Consider the following 17218-nt stretch of genomic DNA (forward strand, 5'->3'; position numbering starts at 1 on the left):
AGTTATAGGGTGCAAAGAGATACACTTGTTGCTCACGGAGTATTAAAACCGCCTTACACAGATACTGAAGAATATAAAGAGATTGTTAAAAATAATATTCTTTATTGGCAAAATGGGAATTGGGTTAAGAGAGAAGAGTTGGAATGAGGTAATGCCAAACCTACGAGGTTTAAGAAAACCTCGTAGGTTTTTGTGAATACAGATTTTTTTATTTTAAAAGAAGCATCTTCTTGGTATCAATAAATTCTCCAGCTTTTATTTGATAGAAATAAATTCCAGAAGCGAGGTTCTTTCCATCGAACTCAATTTCATATTTTCCTGCATTTCTATACTCATTAACAAGTGTTGCAATTTCATTTCCCAAAACATCATAAACTTTAAGTGTTTGCTGACCAGAGACAGGAGACTGCCAGCTTATTTTCGTACTTGGGTTAAAAGGATTTGGGAAATTTTGTGAAAGACTATATTCTTTCGGTATAGAGATAATATTATTATTTCTTTGATCATCTTCGATTCCAGTAATAACATTAGGAGCATAAGTTGTATCAGGAGTTCCATCACCATCAATATCAACTTCAAGTGTGGGTGTTTGAACATTAGTGTTTAGTGTGCAAGTTGCGACTGTATTTGGTTCAATTGCTATACTGTCATATTCAAAAGTAATCGTTCCTCTGGAAGTATCCGAATAATCTTCAATAACATAACTGAAATAACTTGTTGTGTCTTGTGATTCAATTACAAATGTATATTCGTTCGTTCCATCTAATGGTTCAAGATAAACAGTTTTTATTTTTTCTCCAGTACTATCTTCATAAACATAATATTGACTGCCGGGAATTTCTTCTACATAAGTTGAATCATTAATAGGTCCTGTGTGGTTTCCCAAATTATCATAAATATGAAAATCTACAGGACAAGCAACACTACTTATAATCTCTCTCATAGCATAGAATCCAATATCATCTAATAATACTTGAGTGGATAATGGGACTGAATTTTCAAGTTCAAATTTAATTGTATTTGTACGTCCCTTCAAAGCAGAAGGTATGGCGAACTTTTTCCAAACAAAATTAAGATCAGGACTGTTTAATTGAAAACTGGTAATGAACTGATCCGATATATATACTTTAACTATGACATCACTTGTTGGAAAAATAGTACGTGTCCTGAACCAGATATATTCTACATCATCTGGAAAATAGAGAAAGTTATGTATCAGTACAGGTGAAGATTTAGTAAGGATAGCTGAAATGTTTCCCCCTATCAAAGTTACCTGAGGAGTCTCACCTCCTTGATAGCTCCATCCTGGTTCTTTTGAATAAAAAGATTTTGAAAAATTTCCATTAAATATCGAAGAAGTATTTGAAAGCTTAGTATCTTCAGTTACATCTTTCAAATTCTCTGTAAGAGAATATATATCACTCAAATTTCCAAGCCGATTTCTTGAACGAAAAAAACCCTCAGTTGTACCTAAGTTAGAATTATACCATTCAGTTCTTGGAATATTTGGTCCCTCGCCAAATTCATCTTCATTGGCTATTGTATTTATGGTTCCAAAATACCAAGTATGCACAAGGCCATGAGCATCATCAATTGGTAATTTTGTTGTTAGGTCAGTCTTACTTGGCGAAGTTGTATTGAGCCCTGGGAAATAATCTAAACCCTTAAACGGGTTCTGCCATAGATGAAAATGTGTTTCAAAATAATTATCGATGTATTTAGTCAGGTAGCTACCACTTTTCCATCCAGCAACTCCTATATTGAATGAATTTACACGGTCATCATCCATAGGGACTAAAAAACCACGCCAATGACCTGCAGGATGTGGGTCTAAGGTTGTCATATGAATTTCGGGATCAAGATTTACTTCGCTTGGTAAGATTCCATTAGCTGCCCAATATATAAGTCTTTGAATAGCTTCACTATTAACCACACAGCCTCTGCTATGACCAATAAAATGTAAATGCTTTAAAAGAAATGAATAATCATTTGCTAAATTTACGAGTGTGGCAGCAAGAACATCTCCTGCAGCTTCTGCGAAACCGTGTACATTTATTGCCGACTCTAACGTCCAATCAAAAATAAAAACATTATCTTTATCTGGATTAATAGCTCTCGAGACCACATAATTGTCTATAAGGTAATCTATTGTACTATTACTATATATGGCAGCAAATTGTGAGAAAGTTGCTTCAATGGGATAAACATTTCCTTTTCTGATTAAATAAATATCTCTGTTATCTGAAACAGCATCAGCCATTGCAAACTGCCATCGGAGGTGTTTCCATTTAGTTTCAACTATTGGATTTATAGGAATCAGCCCCTCTCCCGTAAAACCGTTTGTAATTATGATCGTATTTAATTCTCTACCGCTCCATCCACCTTCGTGATACAACTCGAGAATTTCCGTTTCACTTAATGCACGGTTGTAAATCCTAGTATCATCTATTGAGCCAGTAAAGGAATTCAAATATGAAATTAATGGTTTTCCAATTCTAATTGGTGTACTAGTATTCTGAATTGAGGTTATGTTTGAGGTCGTTGTTGTATCGAAAACACCATTAATATAAAAAGTTACTTTACTATCCGCTTTATTCCAGATAAATACAATGTGATTCCAAGTGTTTAAGTTTAAAGTAGTATTAGTTATAATTGTTTTTTGTTGATACTCTGGTCCATTAAAGGATCCGCTTAAACTCCCATTCGCGTTTATTTGCAAACTATATTCATCATCCAGGTAGCCACCCTCACCAATCTTTAATAATATTATTCCTGTAGTATTCTGTTCTTGTCTAATCCATGTTGCCAAAGTTACGCCTGTTGCATTTGAAAAATCGAAAGAATTATTATCAGGTACGTTTAAATAACTCATTGATGTGAATTTAGCGGCGGTATCTAATTGACCAGCAACATAAGTTACACCGTATATGGCTGTCGGATTATTCCCATTACCACTATAATCATTGGCATTACCATTAAACGGATAATATGCAACTAAACCTTGAGTGGATTGAGCAATTATGATATTTGTAAAAAATATTGCAAAAATTAAAACAGTAAATAGTTTAACCATTGTGTACCTCAAAAAAGGAATTTATGAGTAAATAATACGTTTAAGCTATGTCTTTCTATACCTTAAACATTTTTGTTTTCGGAAAACCCAAACAATCTTTTTTTCAAAAATCTTTTTTATAGCTTTGTGGTGTATGAAAAGTGATAATTCGATATTTAATACTCTTAACAGCATTTGTTTTGGAAAAGCTACTCGATCTGAAATAAATTATATCATTGAGTTATCACACAATTACGCCTGCACTTATCTTAAATACAGATATAAAAATTTAAACAAAGTTTTATTAGCTGAAGATGTAACGATTAAAGAACTTGCGATTGATGCAATTGCTCCTATGTTTGAAAGAGATGAAAATGAATTATTTATAAAACTTATTAAGGCTTTTAATAATTGGAATCCAAAAATTGAAAGTGAAGAACAAGCATTATTTTTTCTTAACAGGATTGTTGCAAAAAGTACTGAGAAATATGTTTCAAATTTACTCCGTGATTCCGATCCTTTCTTTTCTAAAATCCTGGATTCGATAAATTACTTAATTGAGAAAAACGGTTACGCCAAAAAACAAATACTTGGAACAACTTATATAGTTGAAAATAAATCGAGTAATGGAAAATGGAGTAATGGAGATTGCAATGTTGGAGTAAAAAACTTACCTGATCATAATTTTATTGACGAATTACCAATTATTGTATTTAACAGTAAACAGAATGTTGTTTCAAAAATATTTGAATTTATAAAAACAGAAACAGACAAAATACCTGCTATTCCATTAAATGCTCTTGTCATTAAGTTAAAACAGGTGAATGCATCATCGTACATTTATAAAGACAGTATTACGGAAAATGTAACTGAGATAAATTCAATTGTAGAGAAAGCTGTAAAGAATACTTTTAGTAAACTTCAGGAAAGCTATATTGAGAAAAACAAAATAGAAAAAAGTGATGGTGAACTAATTAAAAAAGCAATAGATAAAATTGTTGTTGATATGCAGGATGGAGGAATAAATGTCGGGCTGCATAAATATTTGATGGAACAAATGACAAATCTTAGTTTTGATGAATATAAAAATAAGTACCAGAACACTTTTGAGTATTTGTATAAAATCTTAAAAAAAGAAATAGCTGAAGAATTAGAATGAACTTAGTGATTTTGGGGAAATCCTTTGTGTTCCTAGTGGTAAAGTAAACCACAAAGAACACCAGAATATAAATCACAAAGAACACAAAGTTGCCAAACAATTTTCCGAAATAATATAAATTTGTAGTATTGAAGATTTACAATGAACAAGAAAAAAGAAAATATTTTAATAACTGAACAGGATCTGTTTAATTATGTGTTTTTTAATAACCAGATTTCTGATGAAATAAAGCAAATTATTGAGAATGATAATTCATTTGCAGAAGCTTTAGAATTTTATAGCATGCTTAAGATAGAATCGGTAAATAAACCTGATGAATCACTTAAAAAGAAAATAGCAGAAAAGATTCCAGCTTATAGCTTACCAAACATAATCTATCTATATCAATTAAAAGCTCCTGAGATAAAACAAAATGGAAACAAGTTTGCTGCCGATTCAAAGGAACTAAAGCCAAAGATGACAACAAAAACTTTTGTTGATAACGATAAAGAATATTTAATAAAAGTTTTGAACTATGGCGATTTAACAAAAGTATTTGTGTTTTCTACAAAGGATGATGTTGTAAAGAATTTTGATATTGTAATTGAACCAAACAATATTATCTACCATTTTGATGATAATTCAGAGCCGCTAAAAATTGATAAAGTAATTGAGGCTGAAAAAATCGAAATAAGATTTATTTAATTAATAAATTCTTCACACTTAGCTCTTTGCCCTATGTTATTACACCGCAGCAGTAAAAAACTCTTCGCCATTATCTTTTGTGTGTATCATTAATAAATTTGCTCTGACCATCTTAACTAAAGTTCTTGAAGCTCTTCTTTCAGAAATGTTAACCAGATTACTTAACTCTTTTACCGAAATTTTTTCAGTTTTATTAATGTATTCGAAAACATTTTTTTCAATAGGACCAAGAACATATTTCTTTAGTGCAGCCTGATTTGTTTGTGCACGAAATATCCGGATCATCTCTTTACTTGCAAGAACACTCTTATCATTAACTCTTATTGTAACTATTGCTGTATTGATATCGAGTTCTGGCTTGTAATCCTGCAATCTGTGAGGTTTAGTATCAGACTCTGGAATGCTTACGATAACAATTTCTTTTCCATTAACTTCCTTATAATCAATTGTAACATCTACGGCAGGTTCACAAAGGTTTTTTGCAGCAGTAAGCACTAATTCGGCAGTTTCTTTTTCACTATCAACACCAACAATTTTTTTATCATCGTCCACACCAAACAGCATAAAACCGCCTTTTGTATTTGCAAAAGCTATCATTCCGCGGGCAATTTTTTCAGGAGTTGAAAATTCTCTTTTGAATTCACATTGAATATTCTCCCCTTCTTCAATCAAATCCAGAAGTTCTCTGTATTTCATATTACATAAAAATGAGATTAACACTAATTAAAATGTTTTCGCGGATCCCAAAGCGGTTCAAGTTTTCTCTTAATCGGCGGCTTGAATTTATCATTGTGATTAACAAATTCTATTGGTTCTTTTTCGCCGTTCTTATGTTTCTTTATCTGCTCATTATCGACAATAAGAGCTTCATCTGTTCCTTTTTCTTCATCTTGTTTAATTTCATTCTCGGCAACTAATGTACTATCTGTAAGATGCTTATTGTTTAATGCAGCAAGACTGTCTTTTAACATTTGCTCTTGTTTTGTTTTTTCCTGTTTATATACAGTAACTTTTTTTGATACTATCTTCACATACTGACTTGAAGGATACTTAGCTATTAAAGTATCATAAATAACCGCAGCAGAATCCAGCATGAAGAGATCATTTTCAAGTATCCATCCTGTTGTATAAAGTGCTTGAGGAGCTATTGGTGATTTTGGAAATTTATTATAAATATTATAAAATTTAATTATTGATTGAGAGTAATTACCTTCAAGCATTAAATCCTCCGCAGAAGCATACTCATCTTTAGCAGGATCAAATCCAAGATTAATAAGTGGTTTGTTTAGTTTATTTGCTGCAGCATTAACAATTGTTCTATCCTTATAATTATCATAGATAATTTCAAACAAACTATCAGCTTTACTTTTATTATTTACAGTCAGATAATAACTCCCAAGAGCATAAAGTGTATTTGGATAATAAACGGGTGAGGGATATTTATCCAAAATGTTATCGTAAAGTGCAAGGGCAGAATCCTGAGCATTTAATTCAGTTAAAAACAGATTTCCAAGTTCAAGATTGTTTTTTGCAAGCACTGTATTGGCTGAATCAATACTGATCTTAAGTTTTTGCGGCGGATTTCTTTTAAATTTGACACTATCAAGACTTACTTTACTGTTTTTAAATATACTATTCGGGTTTTTAGGATCTTGTAATTCCTTTAAGCGTTGTGTTTTGAGTGAGTCAATCAGCTTTTGTCTTAAACCAATTGAATCCTGTGGATTAAAAAGTCCGATCTGAATAAGACTGTCAATTTTAATCAGACTATCACGAACAAAAATGGAGTCCTTAATAAATGTTGAATCTTTTAACTTTGGGTTTTTAGGATTTAACAAAGTATCAACACCACCCCAGATTTCCTGCATTTCTTTTCGCTCAAGGAACTCGGTCAGAAGTTTCAGTGAATCGGCAACATAATCCGAAGAGTCCTTTGTAAACACTGTTGGATTTTGTGAGTAGTACAACTGCTTGCTTAAGCGATTGATATCTTTTCTAAGATTAGCATATTTAATAAAAAGCTGATTGTTGTTTTTTGCTTTTTCTTTGTAATCTTCAGGCAATGTAGCTGTTGCAGCTTTGGTATAAAAATATCCTGCACTATCGTAATTCATAAATCTTGTTCTGAATAGCTCAGCGATCTCAAAATTGGAAGCTGAAGCAAATGCAGTGTTTTTATAAGTTGTATCTACAATTTTAAATTGATCATAAGCCCGGTTATAATCGCCAATTTCAACTAATGTTTTGCCAATTTGAAAATCGATCTCGCCGTAAGATTCGCGAAATTTATCTTTTCTCCGTATATCCTCAAATACCTTTAATGCTTTATCAGGTTGATTATTATCCCTTAATGAATTTGCATATTTTATTGTTGCAGCAATTTCCAAATCAAAATCCGGTTCATTTTCAAAAACCTTTTCATAAGCAAGTAATGCATTTCCTTTGTCATTCTGTTTAGAATACATATTGCCCAGTTCGTAATAAATCCGAGCACGCACAACATCATCATCATAAACTTCTGCAAATTCATTAGCAAGTTTAATAGCAGTTGTAAGATCGTTTTCTTTTATCCGGTACTTAATTTCTTGAACATAACTATCTTTTATAATCTCTTCATATCCTTCTTCAACAGCTTTGCTTCTGACTTCTTCTAAAAGTCTAAGTGCATTATTAAAATCCCTGAGTTCAAAGGCACATTTGGCAAGCCAAAGATTCGCTTCTACTATCTCCTCTTCATCATTCTTTTCAGCAGTAAGAAATTCTTCAAATTTCTTTTTTGACTTTAAGTAATTTCCCTGATAATAGAATGACTTGCCGAGCATCAATAAAGCTTCATTAACATAAGTAGAGTTGGAATAAAATTGAAGAAGTTTAGAGCTTTTTTCAATAACTTTAATAAGAGATGCTTTTGTAGTAGCTGGAACAATAAGAGGTTCGGTAGAAAATAAATCCCGCTTTTGTGAAAATATTTCTTTTTCTGCTTCTTCAAACAGTGTTGAAGTATTATAATACAGATTGAAATAGGTAGTAAAATTTTCCCAGACAGAACATCTGTTAAAAAGCATCAGCGGTATTAATACAAGAAAATATTTAAAAGATTTGTTTCTTAAACTCATATTTGAAACTATCAAACCTTGAAATAAAGAAAAAGGTATTTTTTTCTACAAAGCCTGTGGTCCGGATTCCTCTGTTCTGATCCTAATTACATCCTGAACATCTGAAATAAAGATTTTACCGTCACCGACCTGCCCTGTTTTTGCCGATCGAACTATTGCATCAACAGCTTTCTCAAGAAGTGTGTCATCTACTACAACTTCAATTTTAATTTTAGGTATAAATTCAATCTGATATTCACTTCCCCTGTAAGTTTCAGTATGTCCTTTTTGCCTGCCGTATCCTCTTACTTCCGAGATAGTAAGCCCGCGTATTCCTTCTTCAACAAGAGCTTCTTTAACTTCATCAAGTTTAAAGGGACGAATAATTGCCTCAATTTTTTTCATCAGACACTCCTGATTTTATTTGCCATGGCAATGTTTATATTTTTTACCGCTGCCACAAGGGCAAGGATCATTTCTGCCTACTCTCTGTTCAACTCTTACTGTTTGTACTTTTCCTTCAGGATTAGTGTGTGGTTGTCTTCCGGAAAGTCCGATATTTTCTGTGCTTTGTTTACTTTCCATCATTCTAACAGGTGCAGTTCTTCTTCTTTGAACTTCTTCGGTTGCCTGTGGAAAAAATTTAAATGAAAATGAAACTGATTCATTTCTTATCTGACTTAAAAGATCTACAAACAATTTAAATGCTTCAGCTTTATATTCAACAAGCGGATCTTTTTGACCATAAGCTCTTAAACCAATGCCTTCTTTAAGATCATCCATTTCTCTGAGATGTTCTTTCCACTTTTGATCAATAACACTTAGAACAGCGTATCTTTCCAATCTGGCCATCAGGTCAGAGCCAAGCATTTCTTCTTTACGTTTGTAAAAATCAATTGCAGATTGAACAATTTTATCTTTAAGACCATCTTTTCCAAGATGTTCAAATTCTTCAGGTTCAAGTTTGATATCAACAAGCAGATACTGCAATAACTGCTCTTTTATACCTATTATATTAACATCATCAAAATTCTTTTCAATAATTTCATCAACTAATTCTTCCATCTGGTTAAGAATTTCGCTTTTCAGTCTATCACCTTGTAAAGCTTTTTGTCTTCTGCTGTAAATAACTTCACGCTGTGAATTCATTGTATTATCATACTCAAGCAAACGCTTTCTAATGGCAAAATTATTTTCTTCAACTTTTTTCTGTGCACGCTCAACTGATTTGCTTATCATAGGATGCTGAATAACTTCACCTTCCTTTATTCCTATTCTTTCCATAACTGAAGAAATTCTATCACTTCCGAATAATCTCATTAAATCATCTTCAAGCGAAAGATAAAATTTCGATGTTCCGGGATCACCCTGTCTTCCGGATCGTCCTCTTAACTGTCTGTCAATTCTTCTGGACTCATGTCTTTCTGTACCAAGAATATATAATCCGCTTTTATCTTTTACTCCGGCACCAAGTTTAATATCGGTACCTCTGCCTGCCATATTTGTAGCAATAGTAACTGCACCAATTTCTCCAGCGTGTGCCACTACTTCTGCTTCGCGCTGATGCTGTTTTGCATTAAGAACATTGTGAGGGACTCCCTTTCTCTTCAGCATTCTGCTCAATGTTTCAGATACTTCTACAGATGTTGTTCCTACAAGAACCGGTCTTCCTTCTTTTCTCAGCTCTTCAATCTGCTCGATAATTGCATTATACTTTTCTCGTTTTGTTTTATAAACAGCATCATCCTGGTCTTCCCTGGTTATCGGTTTGTTAGTTGGAATAACAACTACTTCAAGTTTATAGATTTCGTAAAATTCACCTTCTTCAGTTTCTGCTGTACCGGTCATACCGGCAAGTTTGTTATACATTCTAAAATAATTTTGCAATGTAATCGTAGCAAGTGTCTGGGAATCTTTTTCAACTTTAACATTTTCTTTTGCTTCAATAGCCTGATGTAAACCATCGCTATATCTTCTTCCCGGAAGAATACGACCGGTAAACTCATCAACAATTGCAATTTTACCTTCCTCAGTAACAACATACTCAACATCTTTTTCAAAAAGAGTATAAGCCTTCAGTAATTGATTGATTGTATGGATTCTATCGCTTGCTTCCGAAAATTTTTTATATAAAGCATCCTTCCGTTTTAATTTTTCTTCCAAAGTAAGAGTATCATCATTTTCAAATTTGCTAATTTCATAACCTAAATCAGGAAGGACAAAATACTCTTTCTCCATTCCGCTTCCTTTTGCAAGTTCTTCTCTTCCCTTTTCTGTAATATCAATCTGATTTCCTTTTTCATCAATAACAAAATATAATTCATCATCAATGATGTGCATATTTTTACCCTTTTCCCGCAGGTAATCCAGCTCAGTTTGCTGCATCAATTTTTTGTTGGATGGTTCAGATAGAACTTTAGTCAGCTTGTTATTTTTGGGTAAACCACGGTAAGAGCGGAATAATAACACTCCTGCTTCAGTATCATTTTCGTTCCCTTTAGTCAGCATATCTTCTGCCTGCTGAACAAGGGTTGCAACAAGATTTTTCTGAAGTCTGAATAATCTTTCAATCCTTGGCTTCATATCATTAAATTGATGATCATCGCGGTCAACAGGCCCTGATATTATAAGCGGTGTTCTAGCTTCATCAATCAAAACAGAATCAACTTCATCAACTATCGCATAATTATGTTTGCGCTGAACTTGCTGAGATAAATCAACAGACATATTATCGCGCAGGTAATCAAATCCAAACTCATTGTTTGTTCCATAAGTAATATCGCAGGCATACATTTGCTGGCGCTGAGATGAATCCATCGTGTTAAGAATCACCCCAACAGTTAAATTGTGGAACCTGAAAATTTCCCCCATCCATTCGCTGTCTCTTTTAGCAAGATAATCGTTTACAGTAACAAGATGAACACCTCGTCCGGTAAGTGAATTTAAATAAAGCGGTAAAGTTGCTACAAGAGTTTTACCTTCACCAGTTGCCATTTCAGCAATTTTACCCTGATGTAAAACAATTCCTCCTATTAACTGAACATCATAAGGAATCATTTCCCAGTTTATTTTGTTACCTGCAGCTGTCCAGCTTTTGCCAACTAATCTTGCACAAGTAGATTTTACAACAGCAAAAGCTTCGGGTAAAATCTGATCCAGAATTTCTTCATATTGTTCATTAAGTTTTTCTTCCAGATCATCAAGTTCATCATAGGCTGTATTACGGTCAAAGTCCTCATCAGATTGAAGTTTAGCTCTTAGCTCATTAATCTGATTTCTGGTTTCTTCGGTATAAGTCTGAATTTTTTCTTTAAACTCTATTGTTTTATTTCTTAGTTCATCATCAGTAAGATTTTTGAAGCTCTCATAATGTTCATTAATCTCAGTTACAATTGGCCAGAGCAGTTTCAAGTCTTTTTCGTACTTATCACCAAAAATCTTTTTAATAATCTTCAACATTGTGTATAAATTTCTCCATTCATAATTACGATTGAAAAATTAAAGATAGCTATTATGATATGCAATTTAAGAATTATTGGACTAAGTATCTCTGTAGAAATACATATTGAAAATTTATTGCTTAATAATATTCAAGTATTTTAAGATATTGTATGTGATATTTATTCTGGAAATAAAACCAGCTTCGGGTTCTACAGACTCGACATTAGCAGCAAAAAAATAAGTGTTGTTGTTAGTTTCGATATAGCCGACAAACCAGCCGATATTTTTATCATTTTGCACCCCCCATCCGGTCTTAGCCCGTAAAATATAATTGTCATTTTGTTCATATATCATAATTCTCTTCAGAATATTGATACTTCTTTGAGAAAACTTAACTTCATTATTATAGATCTTTTTAAGAAATTCAATTTGGTCATCGGCAGAAATTCTTATTCCTCCATCAAGCCAAAAACGGTCTATCTCACCTGAGATATCTTCATTGCCATAATTGTTTATTTTAATGTATTGTTTCATCCTTTCTTCGCCGATTCTTCTTGCTAATTCCTGATAAAACCAAACGGCAGAAAATTTAAATGCTCTTTTCATATCTAAATCCTGATTCCAATTTTCATAGGTTCTTTTAACACTATCCCATTTAATAATTTCATTTTCATCTTTAACTGCACCTGCCTCTAAAGCAGCCAAAGAGTTGAATATTTTAAATGTTGAAGCTGGAATAAACTGTTCTTTACATCTTTTAGAATTGTATTTGATAAATTCATCTTTATTTAGGTCAAAAAGAACAAAACATCCGTCATGTCCATATTCATCGAAATATTTTTTTAAGTCAGCCCGTTCTTCAATACTTTGTGGTAAAATATTAAAATAGGGTAAGATGAAAAATATCAGTAAGAACTTCATTTTTATAACTCTTTTAATGCTGAATAATATTTTTAAATAATTGTTGTTTAATATTAGATTCCATTTATAAAAAAACAATATTTTAATGTTAAGACTCAGAAATCTTTCTGAAGATTTTATAAGAAAAATAATAGAGAAAGCTGCCGGCAGAATTTCTCAAAATATGCTTGAGGATTTCTTTTCTTCAATTGAAAATGAAATTACAAAACACTATTTCACAAGGTCTTCGGAATCAAATTTACTTCGTATTATTTCAAGTCAATTTGATTTTGCTTTTTTTGTTAATGAATGTCTAAAATACCCGCATCATTTTGAAATATTAATATCAATTTCCAACAACAGCAATTACCTGACAGATATTCTTGTCCGTAATCCAGAATATTTTCACTGGATTATTAATCCTTCTGTTTCACAGCAAATAATTAATAAGAAATATTTTACAGAAGTTCTGGATAAGTCTGTCTCAACATATAAATCATTTGAATCCAAAGTAAACACATTAAGAAACTTTAAAAGAAAAGAAATTTTAAGGATTGGGTTAAGGGATATTTTTTTTAATCAGGATGTTTCTGAAACAACCAGACAACTCTCAGAATTAGCTGAGGTTATTTCTTCCAAATTATTCGAAATCTGTTATTCTGAAATCTTACTAAAAAATAATTTAACAAATGTTAAAAACAGATTTGTTGTTTTTTCATTGGGTAAACTTGGAGGCAATGAATTAAACTATAGTTCAGATATTGATCTTGTAGCATTCTATGATAGAAATTATTTAATCAACAAAAAGATATATTTCAGCCAGCTCTTAACTGAAATAATACATTTATTCATAAATACAGCTGTTGAAAAAACAAGTGCAGGATTTTTATATCGCGTTGATTTTCGATTAAGACCTGATGGGCGCAACGCTCCGTTATGCGGCAGTTATCTTGAATATTTAAAGTATTATGAAATGCGCGGAGAAGATTGGGAAAGACAGATGCTGATAAAAACCAATTTTCTCTGCGGAAGTAAATTCCTTTATAATAAGTTCTTCAATTATCTTTCAAAGTTTATTTATCCTGTAAGTTTTAATGTTTCACCAATTGAACAAATTAAAAAACTTAAATTAAGCATCGAAAGAAAAAATGCAGCCGACGCAAACATTAAACTCTCTCAAGGAGGTTTACGGAATATCGAATTCTCAGTTCAGGCATTGCAGCTGCTTAACGGAGGGAAAGATTTTTCATTAAGAACCGGTAATACACTAAACGCAATTAAGCTTTTAAGTAAGAAAAATATTTTATCTGATTATGAAACCAAAGTATTTACTGATTCATACATTCTATATCGCAGAGCAGAACACTATCTGCAGTTAATGAATGATCAGCAAACGCACGAAATTCCGGATTCCGGTGATACAGCAGAAAAACTTGCTCATTTTATCGGATGTAAAGATCTCTCTGAATTCAAAAGAATTATTTCAGATTCAAAAGAAAAGGTTTATTCTGTTTATCAAAGTATCTTTGCACATAGTGCTGTGATTGAAATTAAAAATAATTTTGATGCAATTGATTTTTACGATAAAAAACGTGCCGGCAGTAATTTTGAATATTTAAGAACCGGTAAGGGGCTACTTGAAAAAAAATTATTTGATTCAAGAACAATATTATCTTTTGAAAAGATTGAACCAAAACTAATTAAATATCTCACTGATTCAATTCAGCCGAATATTGTGTTAGAGAATCTGGTCAGAATTATAAAGTCAGCTAAATTTCCGCAAATATGGTACGATGAATTTCAGAATGATAAATTTTTTGATCTGACACTTCTGCTTTGTGATCGCTCTCAAAAATCCATTGATCTTTTTGCCGAAGATAAACTTTTAAGAGATGAATATCTTTCACGTGATAGTTTAATTCCGTTAACTAATATTGATATTTCTTCATTATCTTTAAAGCAATTTCTTTTCCGAAGCTCTGTTCAGTTAACTGCATCGCTTTTAAGACCGGATATGTTTCCGAAACTTTATTCAGATTATCTGACAAATAGAATATCAGCTATAATTATTAATAACTGTGCTGATAAAATCTGGAAAAAAAACTTTTTTGTTCTTGCAATGGGTAGTTTCGGTGATGAGCAGATGTCGTTTGCTTCAGATATTGATTTAATATTTATTGTAAATGATATTAGCAGATTTCCATCGGTTCAAAGTGACTTTCAGAAACTGTTTGATATAATAAAAAACAATCTTCAGGGACTTGATATTGACTGCAGACTAAGACCTGAAGGGAAAAGCAGTCAGCTTGTCTGGGATGTTAATGAATACGGCAAATATTTTTTATCACGGGCAAGAATATGGGAGCTCCTTTCTTTTACTAAATGCAGATTCCTCAGCGGGAATAAGGATCTTTTCAATATTTTATTTTCATTTTATTCTGAAGCTGTGAAAACAAAAAATAAAAATAATTTAAAATCAGAATTATTAGAGATGAGAAAAAAACTTCTGCCGATAAGTGATAGTTTATTTGATATTAAAAAAAGTACTGGCGGATTGTATGATATTGATTTTGTTAACGGTTATCTGAATTTAACAAAGCCCGAAATAATGTTCTCTGATAGCTATAATAATACTGCTACTGAAACAGATATGTTAGTTAAGTTAAAAAGGAATTTTGATTTTCTTAAGCAAACAGAAATTTTTAATCAGATTATCTTTAATACTAAATCATCAAAAATTCCCGCCGATAAAATAAAACAAAATAAACTATCTTATTCATTAGGATTCAAAACATTAGATGAGTATATGAAAAGATTAGACGAAGTAATTCATTCAAATAAAAACTATTTTCAAATATTATTTAATAAATAAATTATGAAGTACCTTCAGAAATACTATTACATATTAACAGGTTCAATTGCCTTTATAATTTACTTAAACACAATTGCACCTTCAGTAATCGAAATTGATCCTGGTGAGCTTGCTACGGTTCAAATCACACTTGGTATAGCACACCCAACAGGTTATCCTCTTTTTACTATGCTTGGATATATATTTTCATTGCTGCCTTTACCTTTTACAAAAATTTTTCAGATGAATCTTCTGGCTGCGATTTATTGCTCAATAGCAGTTATAATTTTCTCAATTACAGCGAAACTTATTTTGGATAATATCAATCATTTTCAGTTTCTCAAAGTAAGGAAAGAAAAAACCAGTAAGAAGAATAAAAGTAAAAAGGAGGTTGATAAACCAGTTGTTTCCGGGTTTCAGTTTTCAGAACCGATAAAAATTATTTCGTCTATCGCTGGAGGATTATTTCTTGCATTCAGTAAAACATTTTGGTTTCAAAGTACTTCGGTTGAAGTTTACAGTCTGCATCTGCTTATAATGTCAATTATCATTTTAACATTATTAAAAGCATTTCTGCTTGCAAAACAAGAGAAAGTACTTGACAAATACTGGATGATATTTGCTGTTGCATTAGCATTTGGATTTACAAATCACATGACTACATTGTGGATAATTCCTGCTGCTGCATTTTTTTATTTTATACAGAACAAATTCACTTCAAGAAGTATAAAGCAAATTGGATATATGCTAATGTTCTTCTTCCCTGTTCTGATTCTGATTTATTTATATTTACCGATCAGAGCTTCGCAAAGCCCATTGCTTAATTGGGGTAATCCAATTGACTGGGAACGAATACTCAGACACATTTCAGGCAAGCAGTATCAGGTATGGCTTTTTTCATCAACTGAAGCTGCATCAAAACAATTTAAATATTTTATAAATAATCTTACGTCTGAATTTTCAATCACGCTCCTAATTATCGTACTAGGATTATTTGTTTCATTTATTAAGGCAAAAAAGTTTTTTGTTTTTAACATTATAATTTTTCTTACAACTGTTTTGCTTTCTATTAATTACGATATAAATGATATTGACTCATACTTTCTTCTTGGATATATCTCACTTGCATTTTTCGCAGTATTTGGTGCGGCATATTTTCTGTTATTCACAACCGACAAAAAAATTAATCTATCAATATCGGTTATCGGATTAATTCTTATTCTATCTTTTCAAACATACTCTAATTATGATTCAGTAAATCAAAATGATAATTATGCTTATGAAGATTATACTAAAATTTTATTAAACAGTGTACCTGACAGCTCAATTATATTCAGTTATCAGTGGGATTATTTTATATCAGCTTCATATTATTTTCAAATTGTAGAAAAGTTCAGGGACGATGTAATAATAATTGATAAAGAGTTATTACGCCGCTCCTGGTACTATAAACAGTTAAATACCAGTTATCCCGGATTACTAAGTGGAGTTAACAAGGATATTGAGCAATTTCTTAACGCATTAAAACCATTTGAACGCGAAGAAAATTTTAATGCAAATCTCCTGGAAACCATATTTAGAAAAATTATGACCGGACTTGTATCAACTAATATAAAGAAGCATAATTATTTTATAGCATTGGAACTTGTAGAAGGAGAAATGAAAAGAGGTGAGTTTCAATTACCCGAAGGATATACATTAGTGCCACACCTATTTTTGTTCAAGGTTGTTGATAGTAGTGATTATGTGGAAGCACCTCTTCCGGATTATAAAATAAGATTTAACAATGAAGACAATAAATATCAAAAATCGTTAAAGGGATTTATTTCTTCGATGCTGATGCGAAGAGCACTATATGAATTACAATATCAGAAAATTGATCGGGCAAAAATTTATGTAAAGAAAGTTAAAGATGATTTTCCCGATATTGTTCTTCCGCCTCAGTTATCAGGCTTAGCAGGAAAATCAGAGAAGTAAGCAGTTGATTATAAGTTATTCTTAAAGCAATCCTTGATCGACAAAATTAAATTTAATTA

General features: G+C 31.9%; 11 protein-coding genes. 5 read left to right on the forward strand and 6 right to left on the reverse strand.

Annotated elements, in window-relative coordinates; all coding sequences use genetic code 11:
- The first annotated feature begins 9 nt into the window (after positions 1 to 9).
- Positions 10 to 147 (forward strand): hypothetical protein, encoded by a 138-nt coding sequence (locus ROY99_14645; GenBank protein MDT3697620.1) that lies wholly within the window; start codon positions 10 to 12, stop codon positions 145 to 147.
- Between the two features lie 61 nt (positions 148 to 208).
- Here ROY99_14645 and ROY99_14650 read toward each other — a convergent pair whose 3' ends face one another.
- Entirely contained in the window at positions 209 to 3073 is a 2865-nt protein-coding gene (locus ROY99_14650) for a LamG-like jellyroll fold domain-containing protein (protein ID MDT3697621.1), read from the reverse strand.
- A gap of 133 nt (positions 3074 to 3206) precedes the next feature.
- Here ROY99_14650 and ROY99_14655 point away from each other — a divergent pair, with 133 nt between their 5' ends.
- Both ROY99_14655 and ROY99_14660 read left to right on the forward strand, forming a co-directional pair.
- Positions 3207 to 4211 (forward strand): hypothetical protein, encoded by a 1005-nt coding sequence (locus tag ROY99_14655; protein MDT3697622.1) that lies wholly within the window; start codon positions 3207 to 3209, stop codon positions 4209 to 4211.
- Between the two features lie 141 nt (positions 4212 to 4352).
- On the forward strand, positions 4353 to 4895 hold the full coding sequence (locus ROY99_14660) for a hypothetical protein (GenBank protein MDT3697623.1): 543 nt from the start codon (positions 4353 to 4355) through the stop codon (positions 4893 to 4895).
- Positions 4896 to 4934: 39 nt separating this feature from the next.
- Here the strand turns inward: ROY99_14660 and ROY99_14665 are convergent, their stop codons facing one another.
- From ROY99_14665 to blaOXA, 5 genes are all read right to left on the reverse strand, one after another.
- A complete protein-coding gene (locus ROY99_14665; protein MDT3697624.1) occupies positions 4935 to 5591 on the reverse strand; it encodes an ATP-binding protein in 657 nt (218 codons plus the stop codon).
- A 23-nt stretch (positions 5592 to 5614) separates the two neighbouring features.
- Positions 5615 to 8011 carry a tetratricopeptide repeat protein gene (locus ROY99_14670; protein MDT3697625.1) on the reverse strand — a complete coding sequence of 799 codons (2397 nt, stop codon included), beginning with the start codon at positions 8009 to 8011 and terminating at the stop codon, positions 5615 to 5617.
- Positions 8012 to 8056: 45 nt separating this feature from the next.
- Positions 8057 to 8395 carry a P-II family nitrogen regulator gene (locus ROY99_14675; GenBank protein ID MDT3697626.1) on the reverse strand — a complete coding sequence of 113 codons (339 nt, stop codon included), beginning with the start codon at positions 8393 to 8395 and terminating at the stop codon, positions 8057 to 8059.
- A gap of 15 nt (positions 8396 to 8410) precedes the next feature.
- Positions 8411 to 11449, reverse strand: a complete 3039-nt coding sequence (gene secA / locus ROY99_14680; protein ID MDT3697627.1) for a preprotein translocase subunit SecA — start codon at positions 11447 to 11449, stop codon at positions 8411 to 8413.
- A 114-nt stretch (positions 11450 to 11563) separates the two neighbouring features.
- The gene (gene blaOXA, locus ROY99_14685) at positions 11564 to 12352 is read right to left on the reverse strand and encodes a class D beta-lactamase (protein ID MDT3697628.1); all 789 of its coding nucleotides are present in this window, start codon (positions 12350 to 12352) and stop codon (positions 11564 to 11566) included.
- A gap of 85 nt (positions 12353 to 12437) precedes the next feature.
- On the opposite strand from blaOXA, the gene ROY99_14690 reads away from it, so the two are divergent.
- Both ROY99_14690 and ROY99_14695 read left to right on the forward strand, forming a co-directional pair.
- A complete protein-coding gene (locus ROY99_14690) occupies positions 12438 to 15203 on the forward strand; it encodes a hypothetical protein (GenBank protein MDT3697629.1) in 2766 nt (921 codons plus the stop codon).
- A gap of 3 nt (positions 15204 to 15206) precedes the next feature.
- Entirely contained in the window at positions 15207 to 17159 is a 1953-nt protein-coding gene (locus ROY99_14695; protein MDT3697630.1) for a DUF2723 domain-containing protein, read from the forward strand.
- Positions 17160 to 17218: the final 59 nt, after the last annotated feature.

Source organism: Ignavibacterium sp. (assembly GCA_032027145.1).
Taxonomy (GTDB): Bacteria; Bacteroidota; Ignavibacteria; order Ignavibacteriales; family Ignavibacteriaceae; genus IGN3.